The sequence below is a fragment of the Monashia sp. NPDC004114 genome, assembly GCF_053603855.1.
On sequence record NZ_JBSGGK010000016.1, the window covers coordinates 81746 to 98607 of the forward strand.

At 68.9% G+C, this 16862-nt stretch carries 21 protein-coding genes; 6 read left to right on the forward strand and 15 right to left on the reverse strand.

Annotated elements, in window-relative coordinates; translation table 11 throughout:
- Position 1 precedes the first annotated feature (1 nt).
- The 9 genes from ACWEOW_RS18940 to ACWEOW_RS18980 all read right to left on the reverse strand — a co-directional run bounded on the left by ACWEOW_RS18940 (position 2) and on the right by ACWEOW_RS18980 (position 6827).
- On the reverse strand, positions 2 to 703 hold the full coding sequence (locus ACWEOW_RS18940) for a response regulator (RefSeq protein WP_452270785.1): 702 nt from the start codon (positions 701 to 703) through the stop codon (positions 2 to 4).
- Complete coding sequence (locus tag ACWEOW_RS18945; RefSeq protein ID WP_452270786.1) at positions 700 to 1947, reverse strand: sensor histidine kinase; 1248 nt, start codon at positions 1945 to 1947, stop codon at positions 700 to 702. Before ACWEOW_RS18945 ends, ACWEOW_RS18940 begins: the two co-directional genes overlap by 4 nt.
- Before the next feature lie 157 nt (positions 1948 to 2104).
- The gene (locus ACWEOW_RS18950; RefSeq protein WP_452270787.1) at positions 2105 to 2626 is read right to left on the reverse strand and encodes a hypothetical protein; all 522 of its coding nucleotides are present in this window, start codon (positions 2624 to 2626) and stop codon (positions 2105 to 2107) included.
- 276 nt (positions 2627 to 2902) lie between these two features.
- Positions 2903 to 3529 carry a hypothetical protein gene (locus ACWEOW_RS18955; protein WP_452270788.1) on the reverse strand — a complete coding sequence of 209 codons (627 nt, stop codon included), beginning with the start codon at positions 3527 to 3529 and terminating at the stop codon, positions 2903 to 2905.
- Complete coding sequence (locus ACWEOW_RS18960) at positions 3526 to 4383, reverse strand: ImmA/IrrE family metallo-endopeptidase (protein WP_452270789.1); 858 nt, start codon at positions 4381 to 4383, stop codon at positions 3526 to 3528. The genes ACWEOW_RS18955 and ACWEOW_RS18960 overlap by 4 nt, the downstream gene beginning before the upstream one ends.
- Positions 4380 to 4718 (reverse strand): helix-turn-helix domain-containing protein, encoded by a 339-nt coding sequence (locus ACWEOW_RS18965; RefSeq protein ID WP_452270790.1) that lies wholly within the window; start codon positions 4716 to 4718, stop codon positions 4380 to 4382. Before ACWEOW_RS18965 ends, ACWEOW_RS18960 begins: the two co-directional genes overlap by 4 nt.
- Positions 4719 to 4893: 175 nt before the next feature.
- Complete coding sequence (locus ACWEOW_RS18970) at positions 4894 to 5277, reverse strand: VOC family protein (RefSeq protein ID WP_452270791.1); 384 nt, start codon at positions 5275 to 5277, stop codon at positions 4894 to 4896.
- Between the two features lie 154 nt (positions 5278 to 5431).
- The gene (locus tag ACWEOW_RS18975) at positions 5432 to 5845 is read right to left on the reverse strand and encodes a (R)-mandelonitrile lyase (RefSeq protein ID WP_452270792.1); all 414 of its coding nucleotides are present in this window, start codon (positions 5843 to 5845) and stop codon (positions 5432 to 5434) included.
- Positions 5829 to 6827 (reverse strand): helix-turn-helix transcriptional regulator, encoded by a 999-nt coding sequence (locus tag ACWEOW_RS18980; protein ID WP_452270793.1) that lies wholly within the window; start codon positions 6825 to 6827, stop codon positions 5829 to 5831. Before ACWEOW_RS18980 ends, ACWEOW_RS18975 begins: the two co-directional genes overlap by 17 nt.
- Before the next feature lie 174 nt (positions 6828 to 7001).
- Here ACWEOW_RS18980 and ACWEOW_RS18985 point away from each other — a divergent pair, with 174 nt between their 5' ends.
- Both ACWEOW_RS18985 and ACWEOW_RS18990 read left to right on the forward strand, forming a co-directional pair.
- On the forward strand, positions 7002 to 8021 hold the full coding sequence (locus ACWEOW_RS18985) for a zinc-dependent alcohol dehydrogenase family protein (RefSeq protein ID WP_452270794.1): 1020 nt from the start codon (positions 7002 to 7004) through the stop codon (positions 8019 to 8021).
- A gap of 77 nt (positions 8022 to 8098) precedes the next feature.
- On the forward strand, positions 8099 to 8647 hold the full coding sequence (locus ACWEOW_RS18990) for a sugar O-acetyltransferase (RefSeq protein ID WP_452270795.1): 549 nt from the start codon (positions 8099 to 8101) through the stop codon (positions 8645 to 8647).
- Positions 8648 to 8787: 140 nt separating this feature from the next.
- On the opposite strand, the gene ACWEOW_RS18995 is transcribed toward ACWEOW_RS18990, so the two are convergent.
- Together ACWEOW_RS18995 and ACWEOW_RS19000 are read right to left on the reverse strand one after the other, a co-directional pair.
- Positions 8788 to 9003 (reverse strand): alpha/beta fold hydrolase, encoded by a 216-nt coding sequence (locus ACWEOW_RS18995; protein WP_452270796.1) that lies wholly within the window; start codon positions 9001 to 9003, stop codon positions 8788 to 8790.
- 346 nt (positions 9004 to 9349) lie between these two features.
- Positions 9350 to 10009 (reverse strand): TetR/AcrR family transcriptional regulator, encoded by a 660-nt coding sequence (locus ACWEOW_RS19000; protein WP_452270797.1) that lies wholly within the window; start codon positions 10007 to 10009, stop codon positions 9350 to 9352.
- Between the two features lie 111 nt (positions 10010 to 10120).
- Between ACWEOW_RS19000 and ACWEOW_RS19005 the strand changes: the two genes are divergently transcribed.
- Entirely contained in the window at positions 10121 to 11038 is a 918-nt protein-coding gene (locus ACWEOW_RS19005; protein ID WP_452270798.1) for an NADP-dependent oxidoreductase, read from the forward strand.
- Between the two features lie 305 nt (positions 11039 to 11343).
- Complete coding sequence (locus tag ACWEOW_RS19010) at positions 11344 to 11622, forward strand: nitroreductase/quinone reductase family protein (RefSeq protein ID WP_452270799.1); 279 nt, start codon at positions 11344 to 11346, stop codon at positions 11620 to 11622.
- A 128-nt stretch (positions 11623 to 11750) separates the two neighbouring features.
- On the opposite strand, the gene ACWEOW_RS19015 is transcribed toward ACWEOW_RS19010, so the two are convergent.
- The 3 genes from ACWEOW_RS19015 to ACWEOW_RS19025 all read right to left on the reverse strand — a co-directional run bounded on the left by ACWEOW_RS19015 (position 11751) and on the right by ACWEOW_RS19025 (position 14575).
- Entirely contained in the window at positions 11751 to 12284 is a 534-nt protein-coding gene (locus ACWEOW_RS19015) for a hypothetical protein (protein ID WP_452270800.1), read from the reverse strand.
- Complete coding sequence (locus tag ACWEOW_RS19020) at positions 12281 to 12847, reverse strand: RNA polymerase sigma factor (RefSeq protein WP_452270801.1); 567 nt, start codon at positions 12845 to 12847, stop codon at positions 12281 to 12283. Before ACWEOW_RS19020 ends, ACWEOW_RS19015 begins: the two co-directional genes overlap by 4 nt.
- 150 nt (positions 12848 to 12997) lie before the next feature.
- The gene (locus ACWEOW_RS19025) at positions 12998 to 14575 is read right to left on the reverse strand and encodes a Na+/H+ antiporter (RefSeq protein WP_452270802.1); all 1578 of its coding nucleotides are present in this window, start codon (positions 14573 to 14575) and stop codon (positions 12998 to 13000) included.
- Positions 14576 to 14783: 208 nt separating this feature from the next.
- Between ACWEOW_RS19025 and ACWEOW_RS19030 the strand changes: the two genes are divergently transcribed.
- Positions 14784 to 15653 (forward strand): NAD(P)-dependent alcohol dehydrogenase, encoded by an 870-nt coding sequence (locus ACWEOW_RS19030; protein ID WP_452270839.1) that lies wholly within the window; start codon positions 14784 to 14786, stop codon positions 15651 to 15653.
- 163 nt (positions 15654 to 15816) lie between these two features.
- Here ACWEOW_RS19030 and ACWEOW_RS19035 read toward each other — a convergent pair whose 3' ends face one another.
- On the reverse strand, positions 15817 to 16275 hold the full coding sequence (locus ACWEOW_RS19035) for a MarR family winged helix-turn-helix transcriptional regulator (RefSeq protein WP_452270803.1): 459 nt from the start codon (positions 16273 to 16275) through the stop codon (positions 15817 to 15819).
- A gap of 81 nt (positions 16276 to 16356) precedes the next feature.
- On the opposite strand from ACWEOW_RS19035, the gene ACWEOW_RS19040 reads away from it, so the two are divergent.
- Positions 16357 to 16851, forward strand: coding sequence for a hypothetical protein (locus ACWEOW_RS19040; RefSeq protein WP_452270804.1), 495 nt, complete (start codon positions 16357 to 16359; stop codon positions 16849 to 16851).
- The last annotated feature ends 11 nt before the right edge of the window (positions 16852 to 16862 follow it).

Sequence of the window (16862 nt, forward strand, 5' to 3'; positions counted from 1 at the left end):
ATCACGTACGGAGATGGTGTTCATAGGCGTAGCGGACGGCCTGGCTGCGGTCTCGGACCCCGGTCTTGGCGAAGATGTGGTTGATGTGGGTCTTGACCGTGGCGTTGGACAGCACCAACGTGCGAGCGATCTCGGTGTTGGACAGCCCACGCGCGACGAGCTGGAGGACCTCGACCTCGCGGCTGGTCAAGCTGTCCGGCATCGGGCGGGGCCGGTCCGCGGCGATGGGCGCGAGGGGCTTCTCGTCAGCGACGACCGAGGCGACCAGGCGGCTTTGGACTGTGGGGTCGAGATGCGTGCGCCCTGCGGCAACGTCCACCAGGGCGCGCTGGATCTCCTCTGCCGTCGCGTCCTTGGTGAGATAGCCGGTCGCTCCGGCCCTCAGCGCCGGTAGGAGGTCAGCGTCCTCGGCGTAAGTGGACAGCACGAGCACCTGGGTCTCCGGATGCTCGGTGCGGATCCGCTTGGTCGCCTGGATGCCGTCCATCACGGGCATGTGCAGGTCCATGAGCACCACGTCCGGGTGCAGGCGGGCCGTCTGCTCGACGGCCTGGGCACCGTCGGCCGCCACGCCCACGACGTCGACGCCATCCAGCAGTCCGAGGATGAGAGCGAGCCCGTCGCGGACGACACGCTGGTCGTCCGCGACGAGCAACCGCAACCGCCGCGCGGACCGACCCTCCAGCGGGCCAGGGCTGCTCACGGATCCTCCTCCGAGTTCGGGACGGCCAGGACCACCCGCCAGCCGCCGTCGACCGGCCCGGCATCCATCGTCCCGCCGAGGCGCTCGACCCGCTCGCGCATCCCGGCCAGGCCGTTGCCGCCGCCGTGCCCTGCGGGCGCAGCCAGGTCGAACGGCCCCGGATCGCGGACGCGCAGATCCGGGGATTGTGCCACCGTGTCGACCTGCACATCGGTTCGGTCGGGCAGGTAGGTGAGCGACACGTCGGTCACAGCGCCAGGGGCGTGTCGGGCGGCGTTGGTCAGGGCCTCCTCCACACCGCGGTAGAGGGCGAGCGCCGGCTCGGGCGCCAGTACGTGCGGGGCACCCCGGACGTGCAGGGTGACATCGAGGCGAAAGTCGCGTCGACAGTCCTCGACGAGCCGCTCGAGCTGGGCCACGGACGATATGCCGGCCCCGCGCAGGGCCTGGACCGCCTGCTTGGCGTTGACCAGACCATCGGCTACCAGCCGGGCGGCTCGTGCGATGGCGTCGTCGAGCGGGGCGCTCACGCCCTCGCGCTCGGCGAGCAGGCGCGCGCCCTGCAGCTGCAGCGCCGCTCCCGAGAGCGCGTGCGCGAGAACGTCATGGAGCTCGGCTGCGATCCGGCCCCGCTCGGCCACGACCGCTGCCCGGGCCTCGGCGTCCCTGGCGTCGGCCAGCTGGGCGAGCAGGACCTCGGTGCGAGCGTTGGCGTCACGCCCCTGCCGCAGCATGTAGGCGATCAGCCCCATCAGAGCGGTGAGCAGCACCGTCGCGACGACCGCCGCGGGGCTCCCCGACCGAGTGGCCGCGACGGCACCTCCGGCGCCCGTCGCGACGGCGACCGCCGCACCGGTGCTGGGCTGCAGTCGGGCGATTGCCATCCACGCTGCCGCGCCTGCCGCCAGCCCGGTGACTCCGCGCGGCTGCAGCCAGGACAGAGCCACACCGCATACGGCCATCGTGACCACGACGGCTACCTGCACCCAGGCGGGCCGGGTCGGGAACCGGTTGCCGATCACCGTGGCGGTCGATGCGGCATACCCAGCGGTGAACAGCGTGACCGCGACGCCTGTGGCGCCCAGCCCTGGGGAGGGCTGCTGCGTGGCCGCGCCGGCGACCACGACCGCGATCAGCGCCCACCCGAGCGGCCGCAGCAGGTCGCGATCGTGGCGAAGCCGTGCCTCGGCACGTTGCTGGGCCTCGGCGACCCGCGCCGAGACGACTGCCTGGTCGGAGCTCATCTTGCTGCCCTCCGCACGACCCGTCCTGACTCGTTCACCAGTCGTGTCACTTCATGGAACCTCGGCGGGGGTCCCGACCGCGAGACCCCAGACGAAACCTCCGGCGAGACCCCGGCAGAAACCCTGCACGGGGCCTCGCAGAGGCCGAGCGCCGCGGTCAGGCCGGCAGACCGGACACGGTCGCTCGCCGGGTCGAGGTGAGCCGGTGCCCGCGCAGGTGGACCACGACGATCCGGGCGGTCACCTCGCACAGGGCCATGGAGACCAGGGCCAGTGGCCAGGCAGCCGCATCGATGTGGTGGGCGATGCTGAAGCTGCGCACGGTCGGCTCGAACCCGTGCTGTAGCGCTAACACGAACACCATGCGTGCGCTGATCCCGGCCACGAGGAACGCCCCGGCGATCCAGCCGACTCGGGCCCATGCGGTCCCGTCGTCGTCGGCCCGGACGAACGTAGCGAATCCAGACAACACGCCACAGGCGAGCCCGACAGCCGTGAGAGCGCCGGCGATGGCGAGGTCGCCGCCGCCGGTCGGGATCGAGTGCACGTAGTACGTGGCGACGAACACGACGATCGCGAGCGGCGCGATCACGCTGCGGACGTCCAGCCGCCGTTCCCTGGCCTGGCGGAGCACGACGAGGACGAAGATGCCGTTGATGAGATAGTCGGTGAAAGTCATGCCTCCACGGTCGCCCGGGCGTGGTGTCGCCCGCATCGGCGCACGGGTCGAGTCAGGGTTGACTCTGGGTTGAGCTTTCGGACTCGTCAGGTCAACCCCCGGTTGGACGCAAACCCACCTGGACGGTGGAGAGGCGATGGCGGGCGTCAGGGTCCGGGCGCCACACGTCGAGGATCCGATGGACGTCGTCCTCGGGCTGAGAAGCGCCAAACCGAGCACCTGGTCGACGGCGTTCTGACGTCCGACGTCGCCGCAGGCGACGAGCCGCTCGCCAGCTCAACGCCTCCACAACTCAGGCGCCAGCAGACCCGTATGGTCGATGGGGAGCAGCCCGTCGTCGAGGCCACGCAGCTGTTCGTACACCCTGCGCAGCTCGCCCTTGTCTGTGATCAGTTTTTGCGTGACGGCACCTTGGAGCACCGTCACTGTCGTCGCGACGGTGATGCGACCGACCCGCTTTCCCTGCTCGCGAAGCCGTTCCAGGCGTGCAGCCTCATAGGCAGCCATCGCGACGCCGCCCTGGTCGTCGATCAGCACCATGACCGGACTCCCGGCCTCGGCCTGCACCGCCGCATGCGCGACGACCATCGTCTCCCCGAGGTCATTACCCGAACGCATCCGCTGCTCCAGCGGTAGCCCGCAGATCCGTGTAACAGCCCTCTCCAGATCCGGGGTCGCCTCATCGGCAAGGATGTCGACCCACGAACCCTCGACCTTGCGCCACACGGCCGCGGCCGGCTCGAACCGCGCGTCCTTGCGGGACTTGCGCAGAACCTCATCAGCGACCACTTGCGGCGCGCAAAGCCGTCCCATCGCCCCGAACAGCAGTCGCTCTTTGCGGATCGACAGGAAGTTCAGGCTCGGGCCCGCATCGATGATCGGACGCTGGTCGGCCCCACTCATCCGTCGCGCTCATCGCGTTCGCCCAGCAGCGCATCGAGCTCGTCGAGATCCACGCCGGGATCCGGCAGCTCGTCCGCGCTCACGAATGGAACCTCCAGCCGGCGCTGCACGATCCCTTCCGCCTCCAGCCTCGCCACCGCGTCAGCGACTGGGAGACCACGCACCCGCGCCACAGCCTCGGCAGACAGCACGCCGGCCTCATACGCCATGACCGCTCGCGCGAGAAGCCTCTGCGGAGCGCGGGCGCGCTGCGAATCCGCGGACAAGGCTTCGTACTGGTCGACCCATCCGTACCTGGCCGCGAGGCCCGGAGTCGTGATCTTGCTCCACTGCGCAAATCGAGCTGGTGTGATCAGTTCGGCACCCTTCAACGCGTGGCGCACGATGTCTGGCGACGCGAGGAACCACTGGACGATGTCCGAAAGCGTGTGAGTGTCATCGACAAGCTGGCCCTTGGTGATCTCGAACAGACCTTCCCGCGGAACCAGCATGTGTCGCGCGTGGGCTCGTGCCCTGGCCTCCGCTATGTCGAAGCCGCCGATGGCCGTAGATCCAGGCTCGCCCCAGTCTCGGAAAATGACGTGCCCAAGTTCGTGGGCCAGGCTGGCTCGCTGGCGCATCGGGTTCTCGGTGGTAGCGACGCCGATGATCACGTGCCCGCGCTGCGGGTCGAAGACGCTGTACCCGTGCTCGTCGTTCGGGGCCGGCATGACGACGACGTCGTGGCCGAGCCGCTCAACGAGAGCGACCATGTCGCCGATCGGCGCGGACCCCAGTCCCAGATCGGCCCGGATCGCTCGAGCCGCTTGCAGCCCGTCAGCCTCCGGGTCGCCGGTCGGGGTCAGTGCGCTCACTGTCCGATGGCCTGCTCGTCGAGATAGTCCGCCAGCTCCAGGTAGCCGAGCAGCCGCTCGTGCATCTCGGTCATGGCCGCGCCGCTGTCGCCCCGCGCAGCACATCGCGTCCTCTCCGCCACTGTCGAGGCCCCGGTGAGGCGCCCCATCGGTGTTCCGGTGGCTCTAGAGATCGCAACCAGCTCCGGCATCGTCGCTGCGCGCTGCCCCTGGATGATCCGGGACACGGTGGCCTGCGAGATGCCCGTTGCGTTCTGGAGCTGCCGTTGGCTCATCCGGGCACGCTCAAGCGCAGCCTGGATGCGCGTGCCATAGCGCGTCCCATCGTTGTCCATGACCAACCCCCACCCCTCTGAATCACTTGGGTCATCAGTGATTCACTGTAGCAGCCCGGCCGGTTCAGCACGGCAGGTTGCCGGGGTCGGCGACGCGGCGAGCATCGACCAGGTGCACCGCGCCGACCGGGCCCGTCCGGCTCACACAGTTCGGCGGATCCTCCTTGGCGCGACCTCAGGCCCAGCCGCCGTACGGGACTGTGAGGATCTCCAAGCTGTGCCCGTTCGGGTCGTTCCAGTAAAGGCCGCGCCCGCCGTCATCGTGGGTGATCTCACCCGGCCGGCGGTGGAACGGGTCTGCCCACCACGGCAACCCGCGCTCCCGGATGCGGGCATGGATCTGGTCGAACTCCTCTTCGGAGACGAGGAACGCGTAGTGCTGCGGGTGGGGTTCGCCGTGGTCTTCGGCGATGTCGAGGGAGACATCGTTGCTGACCTGCACCACGGCGAACGGCCCGAACATCGTCGGTTCAGGCAGGCCGAGGATGTCGACCAGGTGGCGGGCGGTCTCCTGCTTGTCATGAGCCCGGACGATCGTGTGGTTCAGCTGGACGGCCATGGAGCGTCTCCTCCGAACGAGGGTGCGCCATCCATCGTCGCACTGTCGGGCAACGAAGGTCCGGCCGGCCGGTTGCGAGAGGTGGGCGGAAGCGACCCGGGCAGGTGACGCGCTCCTCACGCCAACGTGCTCCCTGAGCTCGCGTTGCGGGGTGTTAGTCGGCCAGGGAGGGTGCGGCGGCATACTCCTCGTCGGTGACCGGCGTCAGCCAGTGCACGACGTCGTGGTCGGCGTCGCCCTCGTTGATGGCGATGTGCACCATGAGCCGGTTGGGCGCGGCACCGTGCCAGTGCTCCTCGTCGGCTTCGAACAGGACGCGGTCGCCGGGGCGGATGACCTCGACTGGGCCACCGCGGCGCTGGCACAGGCCGACGCCCTCGGTGACGAACACGGTCTGGCCCAGCGGGTGGCGGTGCCAGTGGGTGCGGGCACCCGGCATGAAATGCACCAGGTTGGATGTGACGCGCGAGGGGGCCGGGGCGGCGGCGACCTGGTCCAGGTACACGTCGCCGGTGAACCAGTCGCTCGAGCCCTTGACGGTGTCGATCGAGCTACGGGTGATCTGCATGGGTTTCCTTCTCGCTGTTCGGGATCGGGGTGCTGGCCGAGGCAGTCGACGAGGCAGTCGACGAGGCAGTCGTGGGGGCAGTCGACGGGGCCGTTGGCGTGGCCGTCGGCGGGGCCGGCGGCGAGGGAGGCGTCGAGGCCGCCCAGGAGGCGAGCAGCTGGAGGCGCTCGGCGGAGGGTGAACCGGGTTCTGCGGTATAGACCAGGAGGACGAGGCCGGGCTCGGCGGTGATGGCGAGCTCCTCGTAGGCGAGGGTCAGCTCGCCGACGACGGGGTGGTTGAACCGCTTGGTGCCTGTCCCGTGGGTGCGCACGTTGTGTGCGCTCCACAGCCGCCGGAATACCTCGCTGCGGGTCGAAAGCTCGCCGACGAGGTCCTGCAGCCCGCGGTCGTGCGGGTCGCGGCCGGCCTCGGCCCGCATGATGCCGACGCACATCTCGGCGAACAGGTCCCAGTCGGGGTAGAAGTCGCGCGATGCGGGGTCCAGGAACTGGAACCGGGCGAGGTTCGGCAGGCGTCCGCCCTCGCCGATGACGGGCGAGTAGAAGGCGCGAGCAAGGACGTTGGTGGCGAGCAGGTTCTGGTGCGGGTCCCGGACGAACGCGACGCCGTCGCGGATCGACTCCAGCGCCCACTGCAGGCTGGGCCGCGAGGCCGCCTTGCCGGCGGCGCGTCGCCGCGGCCGCCCCGAGGTTGGTATGCCGTCCGCGGCCCGGGCGAGATCGAGCAGATGGGCGCGTTCGGTGTCATCGAGCTGCAGGGCGCGGGCGAGTGCGTCGAGCACGCCTGTCGATGCGCCGGCGATCTGTCCGCGTTCGAGCCGCGCGTAGTACTCGACGCTGAGCCCGGCGATCGTCGCGACCTCGCTTCGGCGCAGGCCGGGAACGCGTCGGCCGCGGCCCGCGGGCAGGCCGACCTGCTCGGGCGTGATGCGGGCGCGGCGGGTCATGAGGAACTCGCGCACCTCTTGGCGGTTGTCCACGTCTTCGAGACTAGGCCGCCTCGTGGTGCGGTCCGAGCCGTCAGGGGTGCCCTGTCAGTACGCCCCTCGACAGGGACTCCCCCGACCCGCGGTCCGCGGGTTCACTCGGGTGATGGGCCTGTTGCGCCCGGCGGGCCTGGGCCCGCGTTCGTAGCGATCGAAGGAGCACACGCGATGCGTGGAGTTGTCATGTACGGACCCGGCGACGTGCGGGTGGAGGACCGCGAGGACCCGAGGATCATCGAGCCGACCGACGCGATCATCCGCCTGTCGGCGACGTGCATCTGCGGCAGCGACCTGTGGCCCTACCGGGGCGCCGAGCCGGTCGACCACCAGGTCATGGGGCATGAGTACGTCGGCGTGGTCGAGGAGATCGGCTCCGAGGTGCGCACCGTCAAGGTCGGCGACTTCGTCGTCGGGTCGTTCTGGGCCTCGGACAACACGTGCGAGATCTGCCAGGCCGGCTACCAGGCGTACTGCGTGCACCGCGTTCTCATGGGCACGCTCGGCACGCAGTCCGAGCTGGCCCGTATCCCGCTGGCCGACGGCACGCTGGTCGCGACGCCCGGCCTGCCTGACGCCGATCTCATCCCCTCGCTCATGGCGGCTTCCGATGTGCTCGGCACCGGCTGGTTCGCGGCCGCCGCGGCCCAGGCCGGTCCCGGCAAGACGGTGGCCGTCGTCGGCGATGGGGCCGTGGGGCTGCTCGGCGTCCTGGCCGCGCGCGAGCTCGGCTCGGAGCGCGTCATCGCGTTCAGCCGGCATACGGACCGACAGGCGCTCGCGCGGGAGTTCGGTGCCACCGACATCGTCGAGGAGCGCGGCGCAGCCGGGGTGGCCCGGGTCAAGGAGCTGACCGGCGGGCTCGGCGCGCACTCGGTCATCGAGGCCGTCGGCACTCAGGAGGCGATGATGCAGGCCATCCACTCGACGCGTCCCGGTGGCCATGTCGGGTTCGTCGGCGTCTCACATGACGTGGCCATCCCCGGCGATGAGCTGTTCATGGCCGGAGTCCATCTGCACGGCGGTCCGGCACCCGTGCGCCAGTATCTGCCGCATCTGATCGAGCTGATCTGGAACCGGAAGATCAACCCTGGCAAGGTCTTCGACCTGACCCTGCCGCTCGAGGACGCTGCCACGGGCTACAAGGCCATGGACGAGCGCACCGCCACCAAAGTGTTGCTGACGGTGTGAGCGCCGGTCTCAGAGTCTCGGCGGACCCGGCGCGAGGAGGCGAGGGACTCGTGGAGCTGCAGGACTTTCTTGACCACGTGAGCAGCGGCCGTGTCATCGAGGGAGGCTCGGCCGCGCACGAGTTCATGCACGGCGCGGCGCAGGAGGCGCTGCAGATCGTGGCCGAGCTGAACGGCGGCTACCGCTCGCCGGAGCAGGTGCGGGCGCTGCTGTCCGGGCTGACCGGGAAGGCCGTGCCCGAGTCGGTCACGGTCTTCCCGCCGTTCTACTGCGAGTTCGGCAAGAACCTCACCATCGGTGAGGGTGTCTTCATCAACATGGGCTGCCGGTTCCAGGACACCGCCGGCATCAACATCGGCGACGGGACGCTGATCGGCCACGGCAGCACACTGACGACCCTGAACCACGCCGTCGACCCCGCGAGGCGGGCGGACATGATCCCGGCGCCGGTGACGATCGGCCGCAACGTCTGGCTCGGTGCCGGGGTCACCGTCGTGCCCGGCGTGACCATCGGCGACGGCGCCATCATCGGCGCCGGCGCTGTGGTGACCAATGATGTTCCCGCCAACACCATCGCCGCCGGCGTCCCGGCCAGGAAGATCCGAAGCACCGGATTCCACGCCTGAGCCCGAAGTCTTGGCGGTGATCAGCCGGTGGTCGTGCGGGCGCCTTGAACGCGAGGGAGGTCCCCGTGTGCGCCTCGCAGCGATGAGCGGGCAAGTCCTTTCGCAGCCTTCGACGTGGCTCCGGCTCGACGAGCCGTCGGTCAGGTTGCCTGCTTCAATGCGTCGGCAATGACCTCGGCGGTGCGCTGCGGAGCCACGTCCGGGATGAGGAACACTGCGCCGGGGATCGTCACCAGGGTCACGTTGGGCGCCGCCTCGAGCGTGGCGCGCTCGGCGTCGGTGAGGCCGTCGTCCCCCTTCTCCTCCGCATGCACGACCCACGCGGGGATTCCCGATGCGGCCAGCTCCGCGCGCATACAGAATCCAGCCGGAGATGGGCCTGGTAGCCGAATCCGCGAACATCGCCCACCAAGTCCGGCCGCGGCTGGATCTTGTAGCGGGCCCAGTGCCTTTCGCCCATGCCCGGTGGCACCACAGTCGACCAGATGCTCACTTGTCGCGCCACATCAACGCCGCGCGCCGCAACAGACGAACCAGTTGGTCGACTGTTGTGCCTCGGTGATGGGCCGTGACACCTTGCGGTGGGGTGGTGGAGCGCCGCTTCCGACTGCCTCCGGAGGGTCGGGCTCGCCGGCGCTTTTTGGGGACTCCCAGACTGACCGGCGCGCTGCCTGGACGTTCCGGGCTTGCGGTGCCCGTTCGTCAGAGAGCGATCACGGGCCACAACACGGCGACGATATTCTCCGGGATCTCCTCCTTGGGGTCGCCTCGGTAGAACGCGCCGAAGTAGCTGCCGAAGCACATGGTGGCGATGGTGTGCTTGTCGATGGTGTCGGACACGGCGCCCTCGGCTTGGAGCTTCGACAGCACGTTCTCGACGAGCGTGACCCGAGGTTCGACTGCGTGCCTGCGTAGCATCTCCAGTAGCTCCGGTGTGTGGATCACTTCGCCGGCGAAGTTGCCCATGAGCACCATGGCGTCCGGGTTGAAATACGCCGGATCCAGTCGGCGGACCGCCTCGACGAGGGCCTCTCGTGGCTCCAAGCGGCTCAGGTCGATGTCGTAGAGGTCGCGCTGCTTCCGGAAGCCGTAGTCCAGGGCGTCGGCCACGAGCTCGAGCTTGTTGTTCCATCGTCGGTAGAGCGTGGGGCGACTGACACCGGCGTCGGCGGCGATGTCGCCAAGCGTCATGCGCGAATAGCCGTCCCGAACGAGGCGGGCGCGGGTGGCCAGAATGATCGCCTCATCGAGGGCAGGGTCGCGCGGACGTCCGCCGCCACGCGAGCCGGCTGCGTCGGAAAGCCTCTTCGGCGTTGCTTGCGCTCGGAGCATCTCCACCTCGCATCGGTACGTGCGTCCCATCCTAGCCAGTTTCGTTACAGACCCTTGATGTAACTCGTTAGGTTACATAGAGTGTTCGTAACGGAACCAGCCCGGTCAGGTCGCGGCTGGCGCAGAAGGAAGGTGTCGCAGATGAAGGCGATCGTGGTGACCGACCAGGCCGCAGGAACCGTCGGGATGAGGCTGGTGGAGCGGCCCGAGCCGACGGCAGCCATCAACGACGTCATCGTTCAGGTGCACGCGTCGGGATGGATCTCGACGGAGCTCGAGTGGTCGTCGACGTGGATCGATCGCGCCGGCCACGACCGGACCCCATCGATCCCCGGGCACGAGCTGGCTGGCACGGTCACCGCACTGGGCTATGGCACGACGGGGATGTCGGTGGGACAGCGCGTGATCGGCCTCGCGGACTGGCATCGCGACGGCACCCTCGCGGAGTACGTGGCGATCGAAGCGCGCAACCTCGCGCCCTTGCCGGACGATGTCGAGTTCACGGTCGGCGCTTCCTTGCCGATCTCCGGGCTGACGGCGTGGCAGGGACTTTTCATCCACGGCCGGCTCCAGTCGGGACAGCGCGTCCTCGCGCATGGCGCGGTCGGTGCAGTCGGAGCGATGGTGACCCAGCTCGCGTCCGAGGCCGGCGCCTACGTCATCGGCACCGGGCGCTCCGCCGACCGAGAAAAGGCCCTGGACCTCGGCGCCCGGGAGTTCGTCGACCTCGACAACGACAGCTTGCACGACGTCGGCCAAGTCGATCTGGTCTTCGACGTCATCGGCGGCGACATCCAGAAGACCTCCGCAGCTCTGCTCAAGGCCGGAGGGACCCTGGTCTCCGTCGTAGGGCCGGTCGAGGAACAACCGGCGAACGGGCGGGCGGTCGACTTCGTGGTCGAGGCGGACCGCGACCAGCTGAATGAGATCGTCGAGCGCGTGCGTGACGGGCGGCTGCGCGCGAACATCGGATCCATCGCGCCCCTCGAGGAAGCCGTCGCCACCTTCAACTCCAGCGAGCGGCTCAAGGGAAAGACGATCATCCAGGTTCGCCCCTGAGAAGCTGACTGGCCGAGGGAGCCTACCGCTGAGGAATCGACGCTCTGCGGTGGCTGCGCCAACGCGCGGAACCCAAGCCGGTGGGGCGGGACACTCACGCACCGGCGACGTATGCCGTCAGGAAGTGGACGCCGTGTCAGCCGAGGTTGTCTCGGGCGCGGTCGTGGTGTGCGCGAGCCAGATGTAGCAGCCCCGGCATGCATCATCGGCGGCGGCCTAGCGCGCCAGGGCCCGTCAGGGAGCTGGCCGCCTCCTACCGTGGTTGACTCGTCGTTGAACCCTCCACGGCGAAAGAGAAGGCTGACATGGCCTCGATGGCACAGCGATTCTGGAAGGCCGGTAACGCGGCGGCCGTGTGGATGTACAGGCGTACCGGCGGCAGGGTCGGCGGTAGGGCGAGGGGCGGCAGCCGGGTGCTCCTGCTCACCGTGGCCGGACGCAAATCCGGGATGCCGCACACGGTGCCCGTGTCGTACGTCGAGCGCGACGGCGCCTACTTCCTCGCGGCATACCCCTCCTTTGCGCCTTACGAGGCGAAGGCGGGCCGCAGGATCGCGATCGCGCGGCTGACCCCGACGGCGTGAGTGGGCCGACCTGCACTGTCTCGGCCGTACCTCGACGGCGGAGCTCAGCCAGCCGATGACCATCGCGCGGCGAGGTGACGCGCACCCGGGCCCGTTGAGCCCGGGTGCAGTGTGCGACGACGCTGGTGTCAGCAGGCTCCGCCCGACCACATGACCGCTACCGGAGAGCTCGCGTCTGCCGGGCTCGAGCCGCTGGTGATGATGTCGAGCTCAGCGCCGGCCGCGATCTGGGCCTGTCCGAGGGTGAATCGGAGTCCGCCGTCGACCTTGGCGAGCTGGATCCTGCAGATGGTTGGATCGACTGGATGACTCGTGGTTGGGGACTCTCCATCGACCTGGGAGAACCCCGCGACGTACGACACCTTTGCATTCACCCCCTTCGCTGCCAGCGCGTGTTCGAGCCCAGTGACATCGGACAGGTCGTAGATCGTGACGATCAGACTCCCGTGGGCTCCGGCCTCCACGGCATACGCGCCGCTCGGTCCGGTGAGGCCGATGCCCACGGTGACGGCCAAGACAGCCGCGGTGCCGGCCAGGCCAGCCGCGAAGCCGATGGAACGGTGACGACGCCGTCGGGAGGCGGCGGACGCAGTCCTGGCATGGACGCTGACGTGCTGGCGCAGCTCGGTGAGCAGGGACTGTTCGAACGTGTCGAGACTCATGGGGTGACCTCCTGGACGATTGGCGTGACGTGTTTCTGGAGCCGGGCCCGGCCTCGGTGAAGCCGGACCCGCGCGGTGCCTGGCTTCACCCCCAGCACTGCGGCGGCCTCGGTGACGGAGAGCCCGTCGAGCGCGACCAGCTCCATCAGCTCGCGTTCGCGTCGCGGGAGAGCGGCAAGGGCGGTGTAGAGCTTGCGTGCGTCGCGCTCCGCGTCGATCTGCTCCTCGATACGAGTGATCGAGTCGGAGTCCAGCAAGCGCCTCCCGGAGACGCGGCCGGCGATGCGACGTTCGCGCGCCTGGCGGCGAAACTCCTTGGTCACGACATGACGCGCGACTCCCACGAGCCAGGCGGCCGGTGCGCCTCGATCCGGCCTGTACGAGGATGCGGAGTCGATCGCGGCCAGAAACACCTCCGCGGTGAGATCTGCCGCAAGGTGCGGGTCCTCGACGCGGCGCGCGACGAACCGCCGGACCGTGACGAGGTGTTCCCGATAGAACGCCTCGAACGCATCAGGGTCTGCCGCGATACGCGCGAGGTCGGGATCCCGAAAGGAGTTCACACCTGATCTTGTCCGCTCGACTTCTAGGCGTTACGTCCGACTTTGGAACGCGCCTCGGTGGACAGCCCTCACATGAGCTCGACCCCGGGGGCGTGTCGTGGTCATGGCCGAGCGGAAGTCCTCTTCCTTGCCTCAGTGTCCTGACGAGTCTCAGTCGAGAGGGTTCGCCCGCGAGAACCGCACCTCTTCCTGGTCGAGTCGTGTCTGGACCCGGCGTAGCACGATGTCGTCGATGCGCTGTTCGTCGCGCAGCTCCAGGAGCGCCTCGCGGCGCCGGGCGATGAGAGCGAGTGAGAGGTTTCGGTACTGGTCGTCGTGCTGGATGACGAGTTCACCCTCCTCGCCTTCCGTGGTGATCAGCTTCCTCTGCTTGTCCAGCTCGTGACGCACCCGTGCGACCACCTTGTCGCCGCTGCCCAGCTCGTTGGCCGTGGTGTCCAGAGCCTCGATTGCCGCGTCCAGGGTGTACTCGTCGGCGAACTGGAGCTCCTCGGCGACCGAGGTGTCGGCTGGCAGTCGGGCGAACCGCACGACCGACGGCAGGATCAGCGCCTGCAGGAGGGTCAGCACGATGACGCCGCAAGCGATGAGCACCATGAGGTCCCTGCCGGGGAACGGAGCACCGGAGTCGAGTGTGTGCGGTACGGCCAGGACCGCGGCGAGGGACACGGCGCCACGAAACCCGGCGGCCGCGCTGACGGTGCGTTGTCGGGCCGACACCCGACGCAGCCGCTGCGCGGGACGCCGATCGAGAACCCGGATGACGTACGGCGTGGTGTAGACCCACGCCCACCGCACCGCGATCACGACGGCGGTGACGACGAGGATGTCGGTGAGGGCCTGCAGAATCGAGGTGCTGTTCAGCGCGCGGAAGGCGGACTGCGCCGAGAGTCCGATCAGGACGAAGAGCGCACTGCTGAGCACCGTGGTGGACAGTGCCCAGAACGGAAGAGCGATCTGGCGCGTCGCGGCACCGGTGATCCGTGGCGTCACCTGGCTCATGAACAGTCCGCAGACGACGACGGCCAGCACGCCGGAGGCGTGGGCGACATCGGCGAGGAGGAATGCAACGAACGGGGTCACCAGCATGGCGATGCTCTCCAGCATCGGGTCGTCCATCCGGCGGCGGACCTGCCAGCTGACCAGTCCGATGAGGACCCCGGCGAGCACGCCGCCGATGTAGGACCACACCAGCAGCCAGGTCACGTGCCAGCCGGTGAGCTGCTCCTCGCCTACGGTCACGCCCACAGCCAGGCCGTAGAGGACGAGAGCGGTGCCGTCGTTGACGAGGCTCTCGGCGCGGAGCACGGTGACCGTGCGGCGTGGCAGGTCGCCGGCCAGGGTGCCGACCGCCGTCGCGTCGGTGGGCGCCAGCGCGGCGCCGAGCACCCACGCCGGCCCCCACGGGAGGCCGAGTGCGTGCGCAGTGGCGGCGATCGCGGCAGCAGTGGCCACGACCAGCACGGTGCTGGTGAGAACCACGACCCGCAGGTTGTTTCGGATCTCCCGCAACGAGGTTGTGAGGCTCTCCCAGTAGAGGAGAGCGGGAAGGAACACGAGCAGCACGACCTCCGGGGGCAGCTGGGCTTCCCGGAGGTGCGGCACGAACCCGACCAGCACGCCGACCAACACCAGCAGGATGGCCGGCGCGATTGGGTAGCGCTTCGCGAGCGCGCCGCATGCGACCAGGGCGACCCCCAACACGACGACCATCTCGAGTCCAAACACGAACTCATCTTGGCCAGTCCGCGCGTCCCACGACCATCTAAGTGACACAGTGGTGGGCCTTGGCGCCGTGACGTGTTTATGGTGCAGCCATGAGGTGGTGCGCCGCGGGGTGGGGATCGGCGTGAGGGCGGCCGTCTATGACCGGTACGGGGGGCCCGATGTGTTGCGTGTCGAGGACGTTCCGTTGCCGTGGCCTGCCCCGGGGCAGGTGCGGGTGAAGGTCGTGGCCACTTCTGTCAATCTCAGCGACTGGGAGGGGCTGCGCGGATCGCCCGCGTACGCACGCCTCGGCGGTTTGCGTCACCCTAGGCGTCGCATCCTCGGATCTGACATTGCCGGCGTGGTCGACGAAGTCGGTGAAGGGGTCACCCGATTTCGGCCCGGCGACGAGGTGTACGGCGACAATCTCGCGATGATGGGTGGCTTTGCCGAGTTTGCGCTGGCCTCAGAATCCGCGATGACTCACAAGCCGGCCCAGCTGACGTTCGCGCAGGCAGCGACGCTCCCGCAGGCGGGGGCGATCGCGCTGCAGGGCACGCAAGGAGCGGTCGCGGGCAGCCGGGTCCTTGTCAACGGCGCGGGCGGAGGGTCAGGAACCTTCGCGATCCAACTGGCCAAGCGGCTCGGGGCACACGTGACCGGTGTCGACAATGCCGCCAAGCAGGCCTTCATGCGGTCGGTGGGCGCCGACGAGGTGATCGACTACCAGCGGGACGACTTCACCCGGACGAGCCGGCCCTACGACCTGATCCTTGACCTGGTCGCGCACAGGTCGGTCCTGGCCTACCGGCGCGCGTTGGCACCTGGTGGCACCTATCGATGTGTGGGCGGGTCGGTGCGCGCCCTGCTGCGCGTGGTCACGCTGGGCTGGGCGGTCGGCCGAGTCACCGGTCGCTCGCTGGGCGTGCTCGTCGTCAAGGAGGGTCCGGCTCATTTCGACCCGATCGCCGAGCTGTGCGTCAGAGGTGAGGTCAGGATCCACATCGACCGCACGTTCAGGCTCGAGGAGGTTCCCGCCGCGCTTGCTCATGTCGGTGAGGGTCGGGCACTCGGCAAGGTCGTTGTCGTTTCCTCCTAGTCGCCAGAAACGTGACCCCGTGCGGCCATAGGACACGCAGGGCGACTGCCTGCTGATGCCGCGTCAGGTGGTCGACTGGCGGCGGATATAGGCACTTGTCGGCCGCGGGTGGCAGGCCTTTTAGGTCTTGGATGTCACGCGACGCGTGCGTGATTTCGGGCCGTCACGGGCGCTCCGCGAGCAGCTGCGTCATCAGACTCAGCAGTTGCCGCTGCTGGGCAGTGGTCAGCGGAGCCAGGAAGGCTCGCTGGACCTCATCAACGACGTTGTCCAGGTCGGCGAGGGTCGCCGTGCCCTCGGTGGTGATGGTGACGATGTTGCGCCGCCGGTGCGTCGGGTCGACCGCGCGGGCGACGAGACCGCGCGACTCGAGATCGTTCAGGGCGTTCGTGACGTCGCTGCGGTCGAGGCTGGTGCTGCGGCCCAGGTTGGCCTGGCTCGCCGGTCCCCGTTCCTCGAGCGCGGCGAGAAGTCGGTAGTGGTAGCCACGAAGACCGCTCTCATGTGCCTCGAAACCGGCGCTCAAGAGGCCGAACGCGCGGGCGTGCAGCCGGCTGACGAGCCAGGTCGCACGGGTCGCCAGCCGCGCCGGGTCAGGGCCGAGATGGGCGGGTCGGGGCATGCGCCAACCCTAGTGGTTGTGGGTTCCACCAACAATCGATATGTTGGCCCTACCAACATTGATGTCCAGCAGGGAGTTGCCATGAACGATCCACGACCCGAGCGGGTGCTCGTCGTCGGCCGCAGCCCCAAGGTCCTGGTCGAGGTCGTCGAACGACTGCGGGACCGGGGGTACGCGGCCAACGCGACCAACCAGTTCGACCGAGTCCTCGCCGACTACGACGTCACCAGTCTCGATGTCCTGGTCTTCGGGGGGATGGTCCCAGCGCAGACCAAGCAGCACCTGCGTGAGCAGGTCCGCAAGCTCAACCCGGAGGTGGTGTTCCTGCAGGGCCTGGCCGGTATCGCGGGCGTGATCGCCGCCCAGGTCCGATCGCTCGCCTCGGGTGACCTGGCCGCCGGGGTCGCGTACGACGATGTCGAACGCACGCTGCGGGTCACGCTCGAGGCGCCCGCCCACGTCACCGTCGAGGCATGGTGGGCGACCTCGTTCACGCCACCTGAGCCGACGAGCACATCGATAACGGTCTGTGACGACTCGTTCTCGGCCGGGGCCTCATGTCATCGCGATACCTGATCAGGTGCCGG

Coding starts and splice junctions, on each gene's coding strand:
- ACWEOW_RS19005 (WP_452270798.1), top strand. CDS start 10,121: ATGAAGGCGATCGTGGTGACCGACCAGGCCGCAGGAACCGTCGGGATG.
- ACWEOW_RS18945 (WP_452270786.1), bottom strand. CDS start 1,947: ATGAGCTCCGACCAGGCAGTCGTCTCGGCGCGGGTCGCCGAGGCCCAG.
- ACWEOW_RS19040 (WP_452270804.1), top strand. CDS start 16,357: ATGAACGATCCACGACCCGAGCGGGTGCTCGTCGTCGGCCGCAGCCCC.
- ACWEOW_RS18995 (WP_452270796.1), bottom strand. CDS start 9,003: ATGCGCGCGGAGCTGGCCGCATCGGGAATCCCCGCGTGGGTCGTGCAT.
- ACWEOW_RS18975 (WP_452270792.1), bottom strand. CDS start 5,845: ATGCAGATCACCCGTAGCTCGATCGACACCGTCAAGGGCTCGAGCGAC.
- ACWEOW_RS19000 (WP_452270797.1), bottom strand. CDS start 10,009: ATGGGACGCACGTACCGATGCGAGGTGGAGATGCTCCGAGCGCAAGCA.
- ACWEOW_RS18985 (WP_452270794.1), top strand. CDS start 7,002: ATGCGTGGAGTTGTCATGTACGGACCCGGCGACGTGCGGGTGGAGGAC.
- ACWEOW_RS19015 (WP_452270800.1), bottom strand. CDS start 12,284: ATGAGTCTCGACACGTTCGAACAGTCCCTGCTCACCGAGCTGCGCCAG.
- ACWEOW_RS18950 (WP_452270787.1), bottom strand. CDS start 2,626: ATGACTTTCACCGACTATCTCATCAACGGCATCTTCGTCCTCGTCGTG.
- ACWEOW_RS19010 (WP_452270799.1), top strand. CDS start 11,344: ATGGCCTCGATGGCACAGCGATTCTGGAAGGCCGGTAACGCGGCGGCC.
- ACWEOW_RS18970 (WP_452270791.1), bottom strand. CDS start 5,277: ATGGCCGTCCAGCTGAACCACACGATCGTCCGGGCTCATGACAAGCAG.
- ACWEOW_RS18955 (WP_452270788.1), bottom strand. CDS start 3,529: ATGAGTGGGGCCGACCAGCGTCCGATCATCGATGCGGGCCCGAGCCTG.
- ACWEOW_RS19035 (WP_452270803.1), bottom strand. CDS start 16,275: ATGCCCCGACCCGCCCATCTCGGCCCTGACCCGGCGCGGCTGGCGACC.
- ACWEOW_RS18965 (WP_452270790.1), bottom strand. CDS start 4,718: ATGGACAACGATGGGACGCGCTATGGCACGCGCATCCAGGCTGCGCTT.